The organism is Halostagnicola alkaliphila (assembly GCF_055379965.1).
In genome coordinates this window covers 909,001-929,516 of sequence record NZ_AP043826.1, presented here as the reverse complement: position 1 = coordinate 929,516, position 20,516 = coordinate 909,001, and the positions used below count along the sequence as shown (strand labels likewise).

At 56.8% G+C, this 20,516-nt stretch carries 16 protein-coding genes and 1 tRNA gene; 12 read left to right on the top strand and 5 right to left on the bottom strand.

Annotated features, from left to right (window positions below):
• Window positions 1–97 precede the first annotated feature (97 nt).
• A complete protein-coding gene (locus ACZ5C7_RS09710; RefSeq protein ID WP_464376116.1) occupies window positions 98–1,315 on the top strand; it encodes an outer membrane protein assembly factor BamB family protein in 1,218 nt (405 codons plus the stop codon).
• A gap of 220 nt (window positions 1,316–1,535) precedes the next feature.
• On the opposite strand, the gene ACZ5C7_RS09705 is transcribed toward ACZ5C7_RS09710, so the two are convergent.
• The 4 genes from ACZ5C7_RS09705 to ACZ5C7_RS09690 form a co-directional block, all read right to left on the bottom strand.
• Window positions 1,536–4,634, bottom strand: a complete 3,099-nt coding sequence (locus ACZ5C7_RS09705) for a DUF7286 family protein (protein ID WP_464376115.1) — start codon at window positions 4,632–4,634, stop codon at window positions 1,536–1,538.
• Window positions 4,631–5,695 (bottom strand): DUF7284 family protein, encoded by a 1,065-nt coding sequence (locus ACZ5C7_RS09700; RefSeq protein ID WP_464376114.1) that lies wholly within the window; start codon window positions 5,693–5,695, stop codon window positions 4,631–4,633. The genes ACZ5C7_RS09705 and ACZ5C7_RS09700 overlap by 4 nt, the downstream gene beginning before the upstream one ends.
• Entirely contained in the window at window positions 5,695–6,162 is a 468-nt protein-coding gene (locus ACZ5C7_RS09695; protein ID WP_464376113.1) for a DUF7285 family protein, read from the bottom strand. Before ACZ5C7_RS09695 ends, ACZ5C7_RS09700 begins: the two co-directional genes overlap by 1 nt.
• 411 nt (window positions 6,163–6,573) lie before the next feature.
• A complete protein-coding gene (locus ACZ5C7_RS09690) occupies window positions 6,574–7,629 on the bottom strand; it encodes an ATP-binding protein (RefSeq protein ID WP_464376112.1) in 1,056 nt (351 codons plus the stop codon).
• Window positions 7,630–7,789: 160 nt separating this feature from the next.
• On the opposite strand from ACZ5C7_RS09690, the gene ACZ5C7_RS09685 reads away from it, so the two are divergent.
• From ACZ5C7_RS09685 to ACZ5C7_RS09650, 8 genes are all read left to right on the top strand, one after another.
• Window positions 7,790–8,254, top strand: coding sequence for a DUF7311 family protein (locus ACZ5C7_RS09685; protein WP_464376111.1), 465 nt, complete (start codon window positions 7,790–7,792; stop codon window positions 8,252–8,254).
• 50 nt (window positions 8,255–8,304) lie between these two features.
• Window positions 8,305–10,245 carry an ATPase, T2SS/T4P/T4SS family gene (locus ACZ5C7_RS09680; protein ID WP_464376110.1) on the top strand — a complete coding sequence of 647 codons (1,941 nt, stop codon included), beginning with the start codon at window positions 8,305–8,307 and terminating at the stop codon, window positions 10,243–10,245.
• Between the two features lie 7 nt (window positions 10,246–10,252).
• On the top strand, window positions 10,253–11,959 hold the full coding sequence (locus ACZ5C7_RS09675; RefSeq protein ID WP_464378425.1) for a secretion system protein: 1,707 nt from the start codon (window positions 10,253–10,255) through the stop codon (window positions 11,957–11,959).
• 138 nt (window positions 11,960–12,097) lie between these two features.
• Complete coding sequence (locus tag ACZ5C7_RS09670; RefSeq protein ID WP_464376109.1) at window positions 12,098–13,000, top strand: DUF7283 family protein; 903 nt, start codon at window positions 12,098–12,100, stop codon at window positions 12,998–13,000.
• A gap of 362 nt (window positions 13,001–13,362) precedes the next feature.
• Window positions 13,363–14,340: a PGF-CTERM sorting domain-containing protein gene (locus ACZ5C7_RS09665; RefSeq protein ID WP_464376108.1), complete on the top strand. Its 978-nt coding sequence runs from the start codon at window positions 13,363–13,365 to the stop codon at window positions 14,338–14,340.
• A 105-nt stretch (window positions 14,341–14,445) separates the two neighbouring features.
• A tRNA-Ile gene (locus ACZ5C7_RS09660) sits at window positions 14,446–14,553 on the top strand.
• A gap of 304 nt (window positions 14,554–14,857) precedes the next feature.
• Complete coding sequence (locus tag ACZ5C7_RS09655; protein WP_464376107.1) at window positions 14,858–16,093, top strand: FAD-dependent oxidoreductase; 1,236 nt, start codon at window positions 14,858–14,860, stop codon at window positions 16,091–16,093.
• A gap of 114 nt (window positions 16,094–16,207) precedes the next feature.
• A complete protein-coding gene (locus tag ACZ5C7_RS09650) occupies window positions 16,208–16,813 on the top strand; it encodes a helix-turn-helix domain-containing protein (RefSeq protein ID WP_464376106.1) in 606 nt (201 codons plus the stop codon).
• A gap of 75 nt (window positions 16,814–16,888) precedes the next feature.
• Here ACZ5C7_RS09650 and ACZ5C7_RS09645 read toward each other — a convergent pair whose 3' ends face one another.
• Window positions 16,889–17,299 (bottom strand): hypothetical protein, encoded by a 411-nt coding sequence (locus ACZ5C7_RS09645; RefSeq protein ID WP_464376105.1) that lies wholly within the window; start codon window positions 17,297–17,299, stop codon window positions 16,889–16,891.
• Between the two features lie 202 nt (window positions 17,300–17,501).
• Between ACZ5C7_RS09645 and ACZ5C7_RS09640 the strand changes: the two genes are divergently transcribed.
• The 3 genes from ACZ5C7_RS09640 (at window position 17,502) to ACZ5C7_RS09630 (ending at window position 20,261) form a co-directional block, all read left to right on the top strand.
• Window positions 17,502–18,374: a CPBP family intramembrane glutamic endopeptidase gene (locus ACZ5C7_RS09640; protein WP_464376104.1), complete on the top strand. Its 873-nt coding sequence runs from the start codon at window positions 17,502–17,504 to the stop codon at window positions 18,372–18,374.
• A 127-nt stretch (window positions 18,375–18,501) separates the two neighbouring features.
• On the top strand, window positions 18,502–19,350 hold the full coding sequence (locus ACZ5C7_RS09635; RefSeq protein ID WP_464378424.1) for an ABC transporter permease: 849 nt from the start codon (window positions 18,502–18,504) through the stop codon (window positions 19,348–19,350).
• A gap of 2 nt (window positions 19,351–19,352) precedes the next feature.
• Entirely contained in the window at window positions 19,353–20,261 is a 909-nt protein-coding gene (locus ACZ5C7_RS09630; protein WP_464376103.1) for an ABC transporter ATP-binding protein, read from the top strand.
• Window positions 20,262–20,516: the final 255 nt, after the last annotated feature.

Genomic DNA, 20,516 nt, shown 5'->3' with positions numbered 1-20,516 from the left:
ATCAATATTCCAATTCCATCCCGGAAAGATTATTTGCCATAGGTGATACCAGAGAAACATAATGGACGGTCGATCGACGCAAACTCGGCGTCGCTTGTTGACAGCCTGCGCCGGAGCGACGGCTGGAGTAGCTACTCTCGCCGGGTGTGCGACTGATGATGAGAACGATGAGAACGAGAAGGTCGACGATGAGAACGGTGATAGTCCCAATGAGGTTGACGAGGAGAATTCAGAGTACGGTGCCTGGCCGATGGCTCACTACGATGCGGCTAATACTGCAGTTGCCCCGAACAGCGGACCCAATAGTGAACCAGAAAAAGAATGGTCAGTACAAATCGAAAGCACTCCTTCAGTTCCAGTTGCGGCACATGGGACTGTTTTCGTTGGTGAGCGCATCGGGAAATATCACGGAATAGATTTTGAAAACGGGGACATATTATGGGAGCATGAGCCGGATAATTGGGGAGATCTTCGTGGAGAAGCAAAGACCATCTTTACGCCTGCTGTTTCCAGTAGTGCAGTCTATGTCTCCGGAGATGGTGTGGAAGCACTAGAACATAGTGGAGAAAAACTATGGGTGAGCAATCACGACACATTGTTCAGTTTGCGCATTCACGAAGAAACAATCTATGGCCGAACAGGAGAATACCTCTATGGACTTGATAAAGAGACAGGAGAAGAGGTTCTTGAAATTGAAGCTTCTGGTGAAATTGAAACCATAGCTATCGATGGAGAACGGGTATTCGTAGCAACTCGCCAAGGGGACGAAGATTTCCTACTAGAAGGGTATGAAAAAGATTCAGGAGAGTATCTATGGAGTCAATCAATTGACGACGTTCGTGGTGCAGAACCAGATCTTCGTATTGTTGATGGAGCGATATACACTGTGAATGGTTTGGAAGTTATCTCAATTGAGACGGAGTCTGGTGATGTTGAGGTGTTAGGCGACTATTCAGAACCGAACACGAGGCCTGCCCAGCCAACAGTCTATGATGAGAGGGCATATATTCCTACAGAGCTTCCAGAAATACCTGCTTTAGATACTGAAACTGGTGAACAGGCTTCAGATTGGAATGAAAATGCACTGAACGGAAGAACAGGTTGGAGAATGCCAATTTCTGGGAAAATTCTGTATATTTGGACACCAGGGACAATAAACTCACCAGGAATTATTAACGCTCTGAATCCAGAGACAGGCGAAAAAAACTGGGAAGTAGAGTCTACGTTGACAGGAGTTCCAGTCGGTCCAATAGTTCTTAAGGACTCGTTCCTTTATTCGGATGATTCAGACAATACAGTTGTCATGTATAAGTAAGATGTGAGGATGATTTTGGGTTCTCCATGTAGGATCAGGGTGTTGAAATAGCAACATATGCCACAAATACATTTGTACTCTGAGGGAGGTCTAAAGATTCTAAGCTGCCTGATTATTTTGATACAACTGCAAAGAGCTTGGATTAGAGATCAGGTTACCAAATCTACGAGAAACCCTACATAAGCCCAAGTATCTTATTGATCTAGTTAATTCAATCACATCAACCATTAGGGTGACAATCCAGATCGGATTTGTAATCTGCGTCAAAATCGGGACCAATAAAGTCCCATGTCTGCGAACAGTGCTCAGTCCCATCATCTATAGAACCGCCAATATCCGCCACACTAGGAATTCCACCACTTGCCATCACACCGCCGGGCATCATCACAACAACTTCGAGACCACTCTCAAAATCAACCGGATCGTTCGCTCCGACAGTAACCTTCTCACCGTCCTCGAGTTCCAGTTCGATCGGGCGGTGTTCACGGATGAACGACAGCCGGTCGCCACTCGAGGCGTCGCCGACGGTCGCACTCACCTCGAATCGGGCGTATTCGCCGCGAACATCGACGTTCCAGCTGTTCAGCTGTGCGAGGTATAGTGCCGGCGGGTACGGAATAAGCGGCACGCCGGGCCATCCGACACGATTGTCCGTGCGTATCGCCATGGAGGCGTGTTCGGTTTCGCCACCAACGTCGGTGATCGTATCGTCTTCCGGACGTACTGCCGGATCCCTGTCCTCGCTAATGTTTTCCGCGGTCAGATACGTCGGCGAGCCAGCGACTTCGAACTGGGCATCCTCGAGCACCGCCGATCCCTCGATATCGTCCGGATCGTAATCCACGTCGGCGTTCAACGCATCCTGTGCGAAGCCGAGGACGTCGTCGAGTGCGTCCATCCCGCTCCCACCGGCGTCGTCGACGTGGTCACCCATCTCGTCTAAGCTGTCTTCGTAGGGCTCTGCGACGAGTTCGAGCCAGTAATAGAGCCGATCGAAGTACGCCTTTCGCACCTGTGCTGTGGTCTCTTCCGCCGGCGTTTCGTAGGTTTCGCCCTCGAGTTCGTCGTAGACGAAGTCGTCTTCGTATTCGTTCTGTACGTGCTCGATCGCTCGCTCGGGCGGCGTCGGCGTCTCCATCATCTCGGTTCGTTCGACCTCGAAGGGGTGTTCGTCGATGGCCTCGAGAAATTCGTGGTGCGTCTCCTCGAGATCGGTTCGAACCTCCTCGATGAGCGCATCTTCTGAATCCGGTTTGAGGTCGTCGAGCTCGATCGTCTCCGACGAACCGCCGTCTAACAGTGTCGCTTCCGTGTCGTCTTCGATCGTGTCTGTCGAGGAAATCGTCTCGTCTTCGAGCGACTCGAGGTCATCGGTGAAGTCGGCGCGTACCGATTCGTTAGTCTCCGCCGTCGTCAACGCCGTTATTCCGGATCTGAATCCTTCCTCGAAATTATCTCGCCAGATGTCATCGCCGGTGTACCCCGACTCGTAATCGCTCTCGATCGGACGGTCCTCGACCGGGAACTCGTCGCGGTCGTAGTACTCGCCCTGCCGATCGAACCCGTACTCGCCATCGACGACGATATCCACGCTGAGCGACACTGTTCTATCATTATTGAAGGTATTCATCCGTGGTGTCACGTTCTCCGGGTCGTCGGATTCCCACGTTTGAGAGCGTTCGAGATCGAGTTCGGCCGTTGCACTAACTTCGTGGAGAGTTCGATCGCTCGAGTCGCCGTCTTCAAACGTGTCGTGGTCGATGTGGATGTCCGAAACGGAATCGACGACGGTCGTATCGTCGGATTCGGTGTAGTTGGCTCGGTCATCGGGAGAATCGGTATCTGGCATGCCACCCGAAACGTGGGCTGATTCGGTTTCACGCTCGAGGTCGATCCGATAGAGTTCCTCGACGATATCCCGGACGCTTCGATCGTACTCGTCGTCTCCGTCCGGGAGATCCCCGTCGTCCATGTCAGTTTCGGGCGCGAGATTCCCTTCAGCCACCTCATCGCTCGTCCGGTCTTCCATCCACCCGACGATGTCTTGGGCTTCTTCGACGGAATATTCCATGTACGCCGCCTGAGCGACATCCTCGAGTGGCACCGCTTGCGTCCCGTCCATCACGTCCATTTCACCGAGCCCCTCGACGAGAAGGTCGGACAGATCTGGCATATCGGGGAGTTCACCGGTCGCTTCGTCCCCGAACAGCCACTCCTGTACTTCGCCGCCGTCACAGAGCTGTTCTTCGACGTCGTCTAGTACCGTCCCATCTTCGACCTCCTCGGCATCGGTGCCGATGTCGGCCTCGGCCCGATCGACGAGCTGTTCGGTTCCGTCAGAACTATCGCCGCCCGCGAGATCGTTGCCGATCTGCGTAGCCAGACAGACGAATCCGGGTCGCATCGTTCGGTCCGCATACGGGTCTTGGGTCCCGAAGACATCGTTCTGGACGTCGAATATCGCGTGATTGGCAAGAACTTCGGTGTGTTTGACATCGATTACCTCCTCGAAATCGTGCTGATCGGGCGATCGCGTGGGTTGCATCCGATCCCAGCCAGCTTTGAAGTAGGCGAACGGATAAAGGCGAGCGCCCAGATGCTGACCAAGACCATCCACACTCGAGCCGATCGATTCGTCGAAGAAGCCGCTGTTCAGTTGCGTTTCGTACTCGGTCAGTTGCTCGTGTAACTCGAACACTGGCGTTCCGACACTTACCGAAACCGGACGGCTCTGTTCGAGCGAATTACTATCGTCTCGAGAAACGGTGAATTCGACGGCATCGATCGTCGCCGCGACGGTTCCCGTCTCGACATCAGCATCGAAATGGCCGATTTCGAGATCCACTCGATCGATCGCTTCGTCCGGATCGATGGACTCGTCATCTCCGGATGATGTGACAGCGGGGATCGACACGTTCGCCGTGACATCCGACCGAACGTCGCCACCGGCGTTCGATAGCGTGTCCGTCGCTTCCAGATAAACGAGCAGTTTGACATAGTTCTCGAATCGTTCGTCCCGATCGTCCGCGTCGGCGATCGCGTCGACATCGCTCCGTTCGGAAGTGTTAATCGGTGCTGTCCCGGCCTGATAACTGGCCTCGAGAACGGCAGTTCGAAGCTCGCCCTGCGTCTCCGCCACGGCGCGATCCATCGCAATCTTCGTGTCACGATCGGTCGTTGGCTCGGATCGGGTCTCGAGGGTTGCAACGAGCAGTGTACTCGACAGGAGGAGTAACACGGCGATCAGCGCGAAGGGGACTCGCCCGCGTTCATCGAAATCTACCGAAACCGATCGACGATTTCGTCTGCGACCAGTCATGGATCCCACACTTGAACCGTCACGTCGACCGTCTCCGGCGAGATGACTTCCTCGAAGACCGTTTCGAGGCGGTCGACGACGTTGTCAGCGCTCGAGTCGTTCCAGGTCTGGGTAATCTGCTCGCCGACCGGTCCGTTTCGCATATCTGCCGCGATCCAATCGCCAAGTCCGTCGTCGGCGTCGATACCGCCGACGATGGTTTCGTTTGCTGTCGCTGTATCGGGCGAGGTGCCACCAACGTGGTCGTCGACATCGACAGCAACAGAGTCTGCCAATTGTTTGTAGTTGTAGACTGTAACTGATCGCTCTGTGAGCGAGGACTCGAGAGAATACTGGGTCTCCTCGAAGGGGAAATACCCCTCGACGATCGACTCGGCGACGACGGTTGCAACGGCGTCGAAACCATCGGTGTCGGCATCGTCGATGAACGATGTCCCGATATCACTCGTTTCTTCGCGTTCGAATTCACGCGCCAGTTCCTCGGGATCGAGTGCTGGAACGCCACTCGTAACCGTCGTACTCGCGCTCGAGACGTCACCGGTGGGTGGTGGTTGTTGTCCAGCCGTCGCAGTTCCGTTGAGCGATGAGCCGTCGTAGGGGCTCCACGTCGCTACCGCGTAGAAGTGATGTTCCCCGCCAACGTGTGTTCCCCGAATCGAGTGGTCGACGGCGTCTTCGTAAGCATTTCCGTAGGCGAAGCGTTGGCTCCCGTCGATATGAAGATTCGTGAGTGCTGCGTCCGTGAGAAGACCGATAGAAGAGCCGTAGGTAGTTACTTCGTAGGCCGATTCGCGTTCCGCCGAATCGAGGTCTCCGGGAGGATCGAAGTTCTCGCTCTCGAGCGTCGAAACACCTGCGCTGTTCTCCTCGCCGATATCGTACAGAATGGAGCTAGTCGTCGCGCCCAGACTCTGAAGAACCCGATCGGCACGATCATCCGGTACGGGTTCACCGGAACTGTCGAGATGAAAGCCGATCAATAACACGCTCGCACTAATCAGGAGTAACGCGAGTGTGATGTCCACGACGGTACTAACGCCGCGATTTGAGCCGTCTCTCATCAAGACCACACCTCGACCCGGAGCGTTCCTGATCGGACCGCCGCCTGACGGGTAACCGTTACCGGAATCGCTCGTTCAGCCACACCGGCATCTTTCGGCGGTTCGTCGACGCTCTCGAGCGAACGTGCGTTTCCATCGGGATCGAACCGCGCTCGAGCAATCGTCTCCGGAGTTCCATCGGTGTAGACGTCGACGGAAATGTCGATGTTTTTCCCATTCGGAATCGAGCCTGTCTCGACTTCGGTCGAGATATCTCGAGGGGAGTCGTGCGCGTAGAACACGCCGCTTTCCTCGAGGTCAGCCCAAACTCGATCGATAGCTGTCTCTTCCTGCGTTCGATCGCTCGTCCCAGGTAGCGCGTCGGTGACGTACGCGCCGTAAATTCCGACTCCCACGATGAACGCGGTAACGGCGACGAGGGCAGCGAGGGGCTCAGTCTGGCCCCTATTCGATCGGGGGAATAGCATAGTTACCTCTCGAGAGGGTGTTTTGATCATCGGGAACGAGAATAGCACTATCGCCGACGCCGTTCGTTGCCGCGTCCTTCGGGAGAGTTGAGTTGTCGACAACCACTCGGGTTGGCAAACGACTCGAGGAACACGTCGGTGGTGCGAGATCGGCTATCGTGGCGGTCGATAAGACACCGTTTACAACGTCAGCGAGATCCCAATTCATACCGGCGTTGGTTCCGGTTTGGTACTTAAACTATAGCGTCGAACAGAATTACGACGGCCGGCGTTGCCCCGTTATTGACCTGCAAAACGCCGTCCTCTCATACGGCCCGGTGTCTCTCAGACGGCCTGGTGTAACCGTTTACCGACGCACTTGCGGGCGGGTCGAGGGTATGGCGGTAATGATCGACAATAGTCCGTATTAATTCAGTTTCCCAAGAATACGCGACTTGCACGCGGGCTGTCTCCGCCATGTGGGGTTTCTCGAGGGCGTATCTTCGCGGCGTGGGTGGTCTCAGTTGCATCGTCGATTACGACGACTTCGCCCGGAGCTTCGGGCATTCGTTCTTCGAGCGTGGCGTTCATGTACGTCGGCTGAGCGTGTTCGAGCGCTTCGAGATCTGTTCGTGACGTAAGTCGGTGAGAGACGATGATATCGGACTGAGAGATGCCAACTTCGGGAACGGAACTCGGCCGCTGGGTCGCCGAGACGATGCTCACACCGGGTGCTCGACCGCGCGTCAGTATCGTCTCGAGTGCCGGGCCAGCCACACCGTCGAAAAACGTGTGGGCCTCGTCGATCATGAGCCACGGTAACCGGGAAATCGATTCGGAAACTCGAGCCGCGTACAGGGCCTCGGCGGCGCCGCGACAGACGGCGTTCATCGGTGCGGAATCGAGTCCAGAAACATCGATGACGGTTACCTCGGAGCTGCTGAGGTCCGTTGCCGTGATTCCATCACTATCGAACACGCCCCACGACGATGCGAGGCCGAGGTGATTGTTCGCCGCACGCACGTCAGAACGCGGAGCGTCCGCGTCGTCGATATGATTCTGCATGCCGTCGATGGTGGTTCGTTCCTGTGCAGCCCGCCAGAGTAATCCGCCAGCGCCGCTTTCGGGACGAAGCCCGACCAACGAACACCACGATTTCGGATCGAGCATCGACGGATCGACGGCAGGACGCTCGAGAACGGTTGCACGAACAGTATCACCGTCAGACGGCTCCTCGAGAGTCTTGAAAACGCCCATCGGATCGATAAGTACGGGTGCGACACCGGATGCCCGCGAGAGCGCCTCTGCGACGACACCGAGCGTGTACGACTTCCCGTAGCCGCGTTTCCCGACGATCAACATCGCGTGCGGGCCATCCAGATCCAGGTGGATATCCGCACCGGAACTACCATCGAGGGCGCGATAGGTCCCGAGACGGCCGACAGGACCGTTCTCGATATCCGTACCACGGCCAATCACGAAGGTCATACCGGACGTTGCCGACTTCTCCGTTATGAACTGTCGCGCTCGTAACCCGACAATTTCTCAGAATGTTGTGGGAGTTTAAGTAAAAAAGCGCGGCCACAATCAGCATGACCGGGAGTAGCCGTCCGATCAACTGCACTAAAATCCACGACGCGAAATAGGGATGATCAGGTACGTTCTTGCGGTGATCCTGACCGTCGCGTTGCTCGTCCTGGCGGTTCCGGTGATCGACCTCGTTGCCGGCATCCAGACCGAGCGACAACTCGAGTCGGACGTGAGCGATCTCGAGGACGCAACGGTCTCGCTCTACGAGAACGAAGAGGTGTCCCACGACGGCACACCCCCTCCACAACGAACGGTCACGCTCTCGTTCCCGGGTGATTCGTTGACAACGGTTCCCGTCGACTACGTCCGTATCGACCGCTTCCACGATGAGTCGAGTATCGGGTCCTACAGAGCCGAAGGTCAGAGCGAGCGCCAGCAAACGATCGAGGCACCCCTCGTCCCCCGTGACCAAGCGAAAAACGAGACGGTCGAACTCGACGGTAGTGACGAGGAAATGACGATCGTCCTCCGACTCGAGGAGGATGCCGCGGGAGACCCTGTCGTTACGCTCGGCCATCCCTGACGAGTTCAGCCGTCCGTGGGTTTAAAACAAAAGCCGAAGGAGACCGGAACATGTCAAAGAACGCGGCACTGCCTTCCGTTCGATCTCTTTCCGCAGCGTCTCTCGCAGACGCAGTCGGGCTAGCTGACGTTTTCTCCACTTCGAGAAGCGACTCGCCAGCCTGTTGCTGTGACGTTCAGTTCGACGGTCGAACGCTACTCGTCGATGCGGACAACTGCTCGGGCGAACTCGCCGAATCGAGCGCCTGCAGACGAACCGTCATCGAAGCGCTCGAGGATCGCGAGGTGGTGTCGATCATCGTCCACTCGAACGGCCTCGAGTACCGGTATTCCGAGCGTGGGGTCGCAGTACTCGTCGCGGCGGGCCGATTCATCGAACTCCTCGGCGAGCGCGACGATCGATTGGTCGAGACCGCGGCCGAAGATCCGCTCACCGTCGCCGCAGAACTCGAGGGCCGCGTCGGCGAAATCGCGGATATCGGTATCGAAGCAGGACTCCTCGAGAGCTCGAGAGGGATCGATAGCTACGACGAGATTCTGACGCCGTTGATCGGGCCGTCGATCGCACACTATTTCGTCGATCCGTCGATCAGCGACTCAGCCCGACTTCGGGACGTCCGAACGCTCGAGACGGGTACTACGGCACGGATTTATTCGAGAGACGACAGTGTTCCGTTGTACGACCTCGAGGTCGTCGATCTTTCCCTGGAAGAACAAACGAAGATCCTTCTGAAGGGGTACGAAGCGATCGCGGACGGCAACGTCGATGGCGACCGCGCTCCGTCGAGGGCGGTCGAATCGGTGAGCGACGAGCCGGTCGATCCGCTGTTGACCAGCGTTCTCAGGAAGCACACGAGCGGGTACGGTATTCTCGAGGACCTATTCTCGGACCCGCGAATCACCGACGTCTACGCTACGTCACCAGTCTCAGACAACCCGATTCGGGTCGTGGCTGACGGAGAATCGATGGCGACGAACATCTATCTGACCAACAACGGATCGAAAGCGCTCGCCTCCCGCGTTCGCCGAACCAGCGGGCGCCCCTTTTCTCGAGCGGCACCGACGGTGGATGCAACGGCCGATCTCGAAAACGGAATGGGTGTCCGGATCGCGGGCGTCACGGACCCGGTTGCGGACGGAATCGCGTTCGCGTTCCGCGAGCAAGCTGACGAGACGTTCACGCTGCCGGCGCTCGTCGAAAACGGAACAATGTCCGCATCAGTGGCGGCGTTTCTCTCTATCGCGATCGAACGCAACGCAGCGACGCTCATCGCGGGAACTCGGGGGTCCGGAAAGACGACGCTCCTCGGGACGTTGCTCTACGAGCTGACGCCGGACACGAGGACAGTAATCATCGAGGATACACCGGAATTGCCTGTCGAGCCGCTCCAGTCCGTCGACCGCGACGTGCAAGCGCTCCGAACGGGTCTGGGGGATGGGCCCGAAATATCACCCGCCGAGGCGCTTCGAACCGCGCTTCGACTCGGCGACGGTGCACTCGTCGTCGGCGAAATCCGAGGCGAAGAAGCTCGCGTCCTGTACGAGGCGATGCGCGTCGGCGCGAACGCCAACGCCGTCCTCGGGACGATTCACGGCGACGGTGCCGCTGACGTCTACGAACGGGTCGTTTCCGACCTAAAGGTCGAACCATCATCCTTCGGTGCAACCGACCTCGTCGTAACTGTACAGAGCTATCGGACCGGTGAGGGGAAAAAGCGGCGTCTCGCCAAAATAGAGGAGGTTATCGGAAGCGGCGACGATATTCGATTCGAACCGCTGTACGCGCTCGAGGGAGAGCAGGCGGCCTCGACCGGTCGAATTGGCCGCGGAGAGAGTCGACTCGTCGATCGACTAGCCGGCCCAACAGCCGCGTACGCTGACGTTCGAGCAGCGATCGATTCGCGAACGAACCTCATCTCGTCGCTGGCCACGGACGGGCGAACGAATCCCCAGGAGGTAGCCGCGGCCTACGCGAGCCGCCACGTCGCATAGTTCAATGATGACAATTGCTGCCTTCTTCGAATCGCTCGCAAAAGCGTACCCCTGGGATGTCAGTGCGAGCGACGAACTCAGTGATTCGCTTTCGTTTATCGACTCGTCACTTCGTGCGGAGACGGTCGTCAGAGCAGGGTACGGTGCTGGAATCTGTTCGATAGGGGTCCTGATCCCCCTGTTCGCCCTTTCGATTCCGCTCCCGATTATCCTGTTTTTCATGCTCGTAACGCCGATAGTTGCCGTCCACTCCGTCCACTCGATCCCCCACCTCCTCGCGGCATTTCGCCGAACCGAAGCCCTGGGCGACACGCCGAATCTGATCGGACGTGCGGTCCTCCGAATGCAAGTCCAACCGGCTCTCGAGAGCGCAGTTCGGTTCGCCGCGTCGACGGGACGGGGCCCGCTATCGGAGAACTTGTCGGCGCACATCGATCGGTCGATGGGAACGCCACGAACGGGTCTCCTGTCGTTCGCCGACGAGTGGGCCGAGTGGTTCCCGGCACTTCGGCGCTCGGCCCACCTGCTCGCGACCGCACAGGAAGCGCCCGAAGCCGAACGAACCAGAACGCTCGACCGGGCACTGTCAGCGATTCTCAACGGCACTCGCAACCAGATGGCAGATTTTACGGCCGCGATTCGCGGCCCGACGACTGCCTTGTTCGCGTTCGGCGTCATGCTTCCGCTCGCACTCGTCGCACTCGTCCCGTCGGTCCCGATGGTTGGGATCCCGGTCAACATCTGGATGGTCGTCCTGCTCTACAACATCGTCCTCCCGGCCGCTCTCGTCGCCGCCAGCCTCTGGTTGCTCGTCCGACGACCGGTTGCGTTTCCACCGCCGCAAATCGATCGCACGCACCCGGATGTCCCCGATCGGTTGTGGACTCGAGCGCTGTGTGGCGTCGCTATCGGATCTGGCACCTACGTCGGGGCGAGAGCGGTTGGCTACGCCGAACTCGCGCCGATCATTGGCCTCGGCCTCGGAGCCGGGATTAGTTTACTCGCAGTCTACGGCCCCATCTTGCGTGTGCGGAACTACGTACGAGACGTCGAAGCATACCTGACCGACGCGCTCTATCTCGTCGGTCGGCAAGTCGCGGAGGGAGAATCCGTCGAATCGGCGATCGAACTCGCTGGAAACCGCGTTCCCGCTGAAACCGGCGAGGTCTTCGCACGGGCGACCGGGCTCCAGCGGCGACTACATCTCAGCGTCGAGGAGGCGTTTCTCGGCGAGCACGGCGCGCTCGAATCGATACCGAGCCCTCGAGCACGCGGCACCGCGGCCCTGCTCGCTATCGCCGCCGACGAGGGACGACCCGCCGGACGCGCGATCGTCTCGATGGCCGACCACCTCGAGGAACTCGAAGAACTCGAGAGCGAAACTAAGCGCAATCTCGAGGAGGTAACGGGCACCCTCGACAGCACGGCCGCGTACTTCGGGCCGCTCGTTGCGGGGGCAACCGTTGGATTGGCGAATATGATGGCCGAGATGGATCTCACATCACTGAACGATGCAACTGCGTTCCCGACCGAACAGTTAGCGCTCTCGATCGGCATGTTCGTGCTCACATTGTGTTTCATCTTACTTCCGCTCTCGTTAGCACTTCGACACGGGCTCGACCAGGCACTTATCGGCTATCACGTCGGCCGGGCGCTTACGTCAGCGACGCTCGTCTACGTGTTTGCGATCGTCGCGATCGACATCGCGTTCTGATATCGCTCAATTTCCGTGCTCGTCTTCCTCGAGAGCGAGCAACCAATTCTATGCGCCGAGTTTTGACTTCCTTTAATACCGTTCCCCGAAAGCTGGGCCGTCTGTGAGTTTATATAGGAACAGGCGGCCACAGTCGACATGGATATAGAGGCACCCGTAGACGCGTGGTACGTCTGGCTCGCGGTCAGTATCGTTAGCATCGCGTTGGTCGGCATCGTCCTCGGGCTTCCGACTGGGCCACCGCCGGACGCCAACGAAGCCGCGAATACGATCGAACGAACTGCCGGAAGTGTCTACGAAACGAGTTCGGCCTACGAACACGACGCCGACGAGATCAGAATCGACGGACCGACGGTTTCGATCCGAAACGAGCACGGAACCACCCACTCGAGCCTCTCATACGGGACCGTCGTCCCCGTAATGGGGAACGAACGACTCGAGAACGTTACGTCCGGAACGTCCTTCGAAACCGAGTACGCGGAGGAGATCGCCGATCCGAGTACAGGCGCGACCGAGGCGTTTTTCGACGACATCGAAGACGCTCGAGCAGAGAACGCAGGAGAGTGGGTCTCAGCAACGGGAGAGATGCGGGTTCGATCGATCGGTACAGTCTCGCCATCGGTCGACGTCTCGGTAGAGCCGGAGGAGTGGGGGAATGGAGACACAATCCGAAGCATGAGGTTCTTCTACGAGGCGAACACGGAGACAGAGGTACGGATCCAGACGACGGGCATCTTCTGGGCGGAAGACGAACCTCGCACTGAGGAGCAACTCGTGGAGGCCGACGAATCCTCGAGCATGTCACGGTACACTATCTACGAGGGAGATAGCGCTCAGAATCAAATTCACTACCCGTTCGATATCGATATCGAGATTGACGGGAATCAGGTCTGTCGAGAGACGATTACAGCGGACGACCACGGGCAGACGGTGGCGGTCTGCGGCGAGAACGAAGGAGATATCGACGCGACCGAGGGAATGAATTGGGTCGAGCTGGACGACGAGACAGGAGAATACCGCGTAACGCTCGTCGATACGTGACGAAAAGATCCAGAATAGTTCGGATCTCGTGTTCACCTCAAGCCGACTACTGACAGCCAACGGCGCTGAAGACGGGGGAGGGTCGTTGGGTCGGTCGAGTAGGACCTCGTTACCGCGAAGACTACGTTCTGAATCCACGGCGATCAACGGAGTGTTTTGGCCTTCTGTGCCGACTCGGCGTCCGTCGGAGGAATCGGCACTAAATCGACTCTGTGTTTTCGTTCGGAAGTTGGTCAGTCGGTTCGTCGAGTGGTACCAGCTCCATACCGCATGGTAACGGCCACATATCTACAACGGGGTTTGTAGAGTCACTTCTCATGGTTAATTCCCTCAGTATCGAGGGCCATCCATAATTCCCACCCATGGCTAGGTTAACGTTCACGATTCCCGATCGAAACACGGTACAGATCACGGCGCTGAGTCTCATCGTCGCCGGTTGCATCGTTGCGGTCGTCGCGCTGGCGGGCGCTGGCGTGACAGCTACTGACGGCGCTCACTCACAGCAGTACGCGACGACACCGGCAACAGATAACGTCTCGGAGGAGGCGTACGAAGAGCCGGCTCCGGGGCCGGACGACCAGTACTTCGAGGCGGCTGACCCCGACGGAGACTGGGTGAGCTACATTAATCCGCGTGACAAGTATCGAAGCCCGTACCTCGGTGACGGGTCCGGAAAAATCTGTGTCACGTTGGTCAACGAAGAAGGTGAGTTCGTCGAGGGCCAAAGCATCCCCGATACGACGGTCGAAGTGCCCACTGGAGAGTCACTCCAATGGCACACACACGCCGATCCGTTCACGGTCGACTACCCGCTAACCGACCACTACGAGCGCCCGCTTGACTCTGACCAGTTCGGTACGTCCCCCGATCTCGCACAGGGTGACGGCTACATGGACAGCCACTGCATGGAAATCCACGGAATGCCCGAGGACGGAACGATCGAATACGGCGAAGCATCTCTCAGCGGCGAGCATGCTTCCGATGTCGAAGTCGTCGGCTACATCCAGCGGGCGAACGAGGCCTGGGATACCGATGTCGATCCGATAGCAGACGCCGAGTCGTACGAAGAAGCCGGCGGTGGCTGGACGTACTACCCCGACGGTTCGCACGGGCAAGTCGTCGTCGTCTTACAACTCGATGGAGCCGACGGTGGGACGGACGAAAACGGAGAGTCGAATACAGACGATAGCTCAGAGTCGAGCGACGGCTCGCAGAACAGTTCAGACGATAGTAGTGGTGGAAGCGAAGGCGATGACGCCGCCGAAACGATTCCCGGTCTCGGAATCCTGACCGCACTCGCCGCGCTTATCGCCGTTACCCTCCTGCGACTCCGGCGATAAGTTGCCCGGTCGGCGTTTGCTCGAGTGACTGGGAGCTGTTTTCGAAGGCGGAACTCGAGAGCCAAGAGTAAGCGTTAACTTCACACCCTGTTATCGGTGACACGAGGGCCCTTAGCTCAGTCTGGTTAGAGCGCTCGGCTCATAACAAACGCCGGTGGATCGCCGGGTTTGGGGGATACCGAGTGGTCGATGGTTCGAATCCGTCAGGGCCCATCGATTCTGCGACGAACGAATGTGAGGAGCGAATCGATCACGCCCTGACGGTTCGAGCTAGACGACGGCGAGCGAAGCGAGCCGTCGGCGTGGTTACGAATCCGTCAGGGCCCATGTCACCCGTAAAACCGCCTTTGAGGCACTGAAGCGACTAAATTTGGCATTTCACTCATTTTCGGGCGAGGGGATCATCCAAAATTTGCGGGGTTCTGAGCCATCAATATTCGAAGGAACGACGGGTCCAGAGTTTTGGTCTACATGTTCATCTGAATCTTGAATCTGGATTAAATGCTATCACCTATTGATGAACCGACAAAATAACCGTAGCGCTAAACAAACGACTAGCAATCAATCAGAGGTCTCAGATCAAAAAGCACTACTCATCGGGTGTGGGGTCGCAGGACCAGTCCTTGCGATGTTTCTCCAACGGATTGGAGTCAAACCGGTTATTTTCGAAGGGAAACCCGAACCGCGAGACGATGCGGGTTTCTTCCTCAATCTGGCGGCGAACGGGACCGACGTACTCGAAACGCTTGGAATCGAAGAGCATGTTCTCGAACATGGCCACCGATCGGAGAAACTGGTTTTTCAGAATCACGTAAACAAACGACTTGGTGAAAATCAGCAGGAAACCGTACTCATCAAGCGCGGGCACCTTACGAAGGCGCTCCGAGAAGAAGCGCTCGAACGTGGAATCACCATCGAGTTCGGAAAGCGACTCACTGACGTCGAGATCCCGCACGAAGACATGGCCATCGCATACTTTGACGATGGAACAGAAGCCCACGGGAATTTCCTTGTCGGTTGCGACGGCATCCACTCACAGACCCGGAACTCAATCTTCCCAGACGCACTTGAACCGGAGTACACCGGGATAATTGATTCCGGTGCGTTCACGCGAAATGAGTCGGTCCCTCCGTCCGATGGGATCATGCGGATGACGTTCGGCGTGAACGGGTTTTTCGGCTACCAGAAGGTCCCGACCGGGGAGATCTATTGGTTCGAAAACCACGAGCAGTCGCACGCACCTAGTCGCGGAGAGCTGGACGAAATCTCTCAGAGCCAGTGGAAAGACAAACTGCTCACACTACACGAACCTGATTCCGAGCCAATTACCGACATCATTCGCTCGACTGAAGGAGACATCGGCAAGTGGCCAGTATACGACCTGCCGTCGCTCCCGGTGTGGCACCAAGATACGGTCTGTCTGATCGGTGACGCTGCTCACGCGACGTCTCCACATGTTGGCCAAGGAGCGTCACTGGCGATGGAAGATGCAATTGTACTAGCAAAGTGTCTCCGAGACGTGGAGGGAGTGTCTGATGCCTTCGCAGTGTTCGAAGAACTTCGGAGAGAACGAGTGGAAGCGATCGTCGAGATGTCTCGGGAGACGGGAAATCAGAAGGCACCATCGAACGTGATAACTCGAAAATTCCGTGACCTCGTCCTTCCGTTTTTCCTCAAGCGGGGAGTCGAACGCTTCGAGCAGATCTACTCATATCGAGTCGGGTGGGACGAACCGATTGAACTAGTAAAATAAGTTTGAAACGTTCCGCCGCGAGAACGCCAACATGTTCACCCGCGCCCCCAATAGGTCAGACCTCCAAGAGTGCGTATGCCACGAGTCCGTCTGAAAGTTGGACCAATGCCGGATATGATAACATTAGCCGAGGAATTTCCAGATATTTCTCTCCGATTTTTAGCGAACTATCCGAAAGATGAGGACGTTTGTAGCGTACTGGAAGTTCGAACGGATGAAACAGAACGGTTCAAAGAAACGATGAAGTACTGGGACACGGAGACTGTAGAGATATTGCACAGTGACGACGAGACGGTGGTCGTCATGTTAGAAGGGGAACCACCCGAGGGGTATTTCGTTTCTGAAGACATCGGATACCATCCAACATCTCCCGTCGTCGCTCGTGACGGCTACCTGTTCATCGAGTTCGTTATGCCAGAATCAAAGATGGATGACTTGTGGCAGTCTCTGGATGAGCGAGACGTCAATTATGACGTGTTATCTATCACGGAAGGGTACGACGTCGTCGATTCGCTCACAGCCCGCCAGCGCGAAATATTGACTGTTGCTATCGAGCGAGGGTATTACGATAACCCGCACAGGTGTTCACTCACTGATCTTGCCGACGAACTCAACGTCAATAAATCGGTCATCAGCGGTGTCCTCCATCGGGCAGAAGGGGAGATCATCAAAGATGCTATCGGAGATCCACGAGACGCCGAGACAGCCCCTCACCCGTAACGGTGTATCAAATGCAAAATAGAGTCTTACGATCTTCAATCCTGGATTCTGCTACCGGCTGAAAACTGGATTCTGCTACCGGCTGAAAATCGCCGGTTCCAGTTTCGCACCGAGAATCCCGGCGATGATGGTGATCACGAACTGAACTCCCATCAGTAAATCGAGTGCACCGAAGGCGAGTCCAATTGCAGCGACGAGAAATCCGACGGCGAACCCGTGCATCGTAGCCTCCTTCGGATTGGCCTTGTTGGCGACCCATGCTGCGGCTGGAATTGTAAGCAGAATCGTCACGATGGGAAACAGCTGCGTCCCGACTACCGTGTTAAATTGATCCAGTGATCCCTGGTCAGGTTCGCCACCAGTTCCGAACGCGAGGAGGAATGTGTAGGCGACGATCGCTACGATTAGTAGGCCGATCGAGAGCGCGTGGGGAGCGATTCCACCAGCGATGATCCGTTTCCATTGCACATTTGTTAACTCCGTCATCAGGTAGATGATGTCCGCACAGACGGTTGAGAATTGACGGCCACATGTTCACTTCCCGTGCGTAGAGGTTCATCGAAGATCGTCCGCAGATGCGGTAATTACGGTAACGGAACTCTCTCCCTCGCTTTTATTCAGCCAGTATGAAATACGTGCGAACGAAAATACCACTAAACGTTAACCGCGTGCCACCGCTACGGGTGCTATGAGCGAAACGTCGGGTCATACGGTCGGTAATATCTTCCCCTCCGTCGGGAATCCGTGGCTGTTCTTCGCCGTAACATTCGTTCTCACCTGGTCATTCTGGCTGTCGACTATCGTTCTCGGGCTCAGTTTTAGCAGCGGTGCGGGTGTCGCATTATTATTGCTGGGGCTTCTCGGCCCCGGGGTTGCTGGGATCGGGTTCGTATACCTCGTGTATGACGAACGCGGTCGAGCGGATTTCTGGGATCGCGTCAAAGGGGTTCGCCGAATCGGTATCCGGTGGTTTCTCGTTATTCTCTTACTTCCGCTGATCGTGACCATCACCGCAGCAGTCGTAGATCTGTTGTTGGGTGGGTCGGGTGCAGTATGGGGCGAAGGCGTGCAAGAATTCGGCGTGAACCCAGTAGCAATCCTTCCGGCGCTCTTCTTCGCAACGCTCCCGCCCCTCCTCGAAGAGTTGGGCTGGCGAGGCTATGCGCTGGATCGGTTGCAACTGAACTGGTCCGCATTCAGTGCCAGTTTGATTTTAGGGGTCGTCTGGGCGGTTTGGCACCTCCCGTTGTTCTTCGTCGAAGGATCGTTTCAGGCCGAATCGATTGGATTCGGAACGATGGGGTTCTGGCTATTTATGATCGGAATCGTCGCACTCTCGGTAGCGTTCACGTGGGTGTACAACCATACGGCACGCAGCATCCTTGGTATTATTCTGTTGCACGGGTGGATTAATTTCACCGCCGAAACGATCGAGGTCGCGGAGATATTCTATTACCCGAATTGGGTGCTGCTGGCGATAATTCTCGCGGTGATATGGGGACCAAACACCCTGTCGAACGCGGAGGAAGTACCACACCCACCCCTTCGAACAGTGCGGTAGAGGAGTCGTAGTCGGATAATGCGCCAGCCACACATTTTGGAGTACACAAATCTCTCTTTCTCTAGACCGATTCGAGCAGCCCGAATCAGAAAATGGCGTAGTTCACGGCTACATGTTCACCACAATAGTGAGACATATTGATGGGGGACTTCCTTTCGTGTACCCAAAACCAACCACTGCACGTTGGACGCACCAAGTCGGTGCGTTCACGCAACGGTATCTTCGGAGTCTCTCCCGAAGTAAACTCATACTCGCTCTCGCAATTGCTTGGCCAGTAGCGTGGTACCTCCTCACGATGGAGTTCTTCATTCCGCCGGAAGAACAGGTAGGGGTTATTAAGGCAAACAACGCGATTTCGTTCGGTCTCTTCGGCGCATTTACCGTCACCGTCGCGGTCTTCGCGGGCGCGTTCGCGGGTGATCTCGAATCCGGTCGCTCCCGTATGTTTCGATCGCTTCCGATCTCGCCGACCGCAGATCTGACGGGTCGATTTCTCGCCGGGCTGGCGGTCGCGGTTCCGTCGTTTCTCGTGACGATCGGCGCAGGGTACGTCCACGGTGCAACCTATAGTCCGCGTGGGATCCTTTCGATTCCGGTTGCGTTCCTGGCGCTCCTCGTGTTCTGTCTCATTGCGATGGCGCTTTCGATGGGACTCGCATTGTTGATCTCGAAACCGGAGTATATCACGACGCTCGCGGTCGTCATCGTCATCATGTCATTTTTCCTCACGGGATTCAACGGCGTCCAGCCAGCGATGCTGTCTGAAAATCAAGCGCTCGTCAACTACGTTCCGAATGCGCTCGCAGCCCGCGTTCAGATTTTCTACCTGACCGACGCCGATTTCGCTCACTGGGGATTGACGCCGCCAGCGATGCCTGATGGAGTCGAACACCTAGGACTGCTCGTCGGATATTGTCTCGTGCTGCTCGCTGCGTCCGTCGTCGTGATTCGGCAGGTTGCCTATCGGAGGGTGTGAATATGACTGTACTCGAAGCTACAAACCTACACAAGCGATTCGGTGATGAACAGGTTCTCCGGGGCATCGACATGCTCGTCGAAGAGGGAGAAATCGTCCTCTTAATGGGCCCGAACGGTGTCGGAAAGTCGGTCTTCATGTCCTGTCTTGCAGGGAGTTCCCAGATTACGGATGGAAGTATCACGCTGTTCGACTCGTACGATCCCGTCGAAGCGCAATCGATGATGAGCGTGATGAAACAGGGACAGATGACCGATCCAGACCTCACCGGTCGAGAGAACGTTGAGTTCTACCGTCGCCTCCATCCGCGCGGGGCTGGTGACGTCGAACGTATACTCAAACGACTCGAAATAGAAGACGACGCCGATCGACTCGTTCGGACGTACTCCGGCGGAATGAAACGGAAGATCGAAGTTGCAATCGCACTGTCGGTAGACGTTCCATTGTATCTTCTTGACGAACCTGTCGCAGAACTCGATCTATCGATGATTCGGGTGCTGCATGACATGATCCTCGAACGTCGGGAAGCCGGAGCTGCGTTCCTCATAACCAGCCACACGCCACTCGATGCGCAGATCGCCGATCGTATCGCCTTCGTTCAGAATGGACGCATCGTCAAAACTAGCGCACCAGACGCGCTACTCGAAACGCTTCCATCCATTCTTCGGGTTCGCGGCGGCGTGCCTCCCGAAGAGTTACTCGTTGGTGGGCGTGCGTTCCACCGCGGCGACGAAGTTCGTGGGTTCCTCCCAGAGGGAACCTCGCTCGACGACGCGAAGAGCGTACTGGGCGCAGGGTACGAGGACGCACTCGTCGAAATTGACCGGGCATCCTATACAGATATGTTCAACTACTACACCTACCTCGAACCGTCGGCAACAGAGGAAATTTCGTCCGTCGTCGAGCAATAGTTGGCTGCCACTCGCAGAGCCAAACTCCGCGAACCCACACCGGGTTCTGTTTTCTGGTCAAGAGCAACATGTTCACCAGCGTCTTGAACGGAATCCGAATCCAGATCCAAGTATCACATGGAATTTACCCGCAGGCGGCTGACGAAGCTCGGATTGACAGCCGGAGCAGGAGTCGTCCTCCCAGTCGGTGCACTCTCGCGTCCCGTTGCGCGCCTTCTTGAAGCGAGTCGAGTTGCAAGTCCTGAAGTCGAACGA

Bases quoted from the DNA above. Each gene is read 5' to 3' on its own strand.
- ACZ5C7_RS09705 (WP_464376115.1), bottom strand. From the start codon at position 4,634: ATGACTGGTCGCAGACGAAATCGTCGATCGGTTTCGGTAGATTTCGAT.
- ACZ5C7_RS09700 (WP_464376114.1), bottom strand. From the start codon at position 5,695: ATGAGAGACGGCTCAAATCGCGGCGTTAGTACCGTCGTGGACATCACA.
- ACZ5C7_RS09695 (WP_464376113.1), bottom strand. From the start codon at position 6,162: ATGCTATTCCCCCGATCGAATAGGGGCCAGACTGAGCCCCTCGCTGCC.
- ACZ5C7_RS09690 (WP_464376112.1), bottom strand. From the start codon at position 7,629: ATGACCTTCGTGATTGGCCGTGGTACGGATATCGAGAACGGTCCTGTC.
- ACZ5C7_RS09685 (WP_464376111.1), top strand. From the start codon at position 7,790: ATGATCAGGTACGTTCTTGCGGTGATCCTGACCGTCGCGTTGCTCGTC.
- ACZ5C7_RS09680 (WP_464376110.1), top strand. From the start codon at position 8,305: ATGTCAAAGAACGCGGCACTGCCTTCCGTTCGATCTCTTTCCGCAGCG.
- ACZ5C7_RS09675 (WP_464378425.1), top strand. From the start codon at position 10,253: ATGACAATTGCTGCCTTCTTCGAATCGCTCGCAAAAGCGTACCCCTGG.
- ACZ5C7_RS09670 (WP_464376109.1), top strand. From the start codon at position 12,098: ATGGATATAGAGGCACCCGTAGACGCGTGGTACGTCTGGCTCGCGGTC.
- ACZ5C7_RS09665 (WP_464376108.1), top strand. From the start codon at position 13,363: ATGGCTAGGTTAACGTTCACGATTCCCGATCGAAACACGGTACAGATC.
- ACZ5C7_RS09655 (WP_464376107.1), top strand. From the start codon at position 14,858: ATGAACCGACAAAATAACCGTAGCGCTAAACAAACGACTAGCAATCAA.
- ACZ5C7_RS09650 (WP_464376106.1), top strand. From the start codon at position 16,208: ATGATAACATTAGCCGAGGAATTTCCAGATATTTCTCTCCGATTTTTA.
- ACZ5C7_RS09645 (WP_464376105.1), bottom strand. From the start codon at position 17,299: ATGACGGAGTTAACAAATGTGCAATGGAAACGGATCATCGCTGGTGGA.
- ACZ5C7_RS09640 (WP_464376104.1), top strand. From the start codon at position 17,502: ATGAGCGAAACGTCGGGTCATACGGTCGGTAATATCTTCCCCTCCGTC.
- ACZ5C7_RS09630 (WP_464376103.1), top strand. From the start codon at position 19,353: ATGACTGTACTCGAAGCTACAAACCTACACAAGCGATTCGGTGATGAA.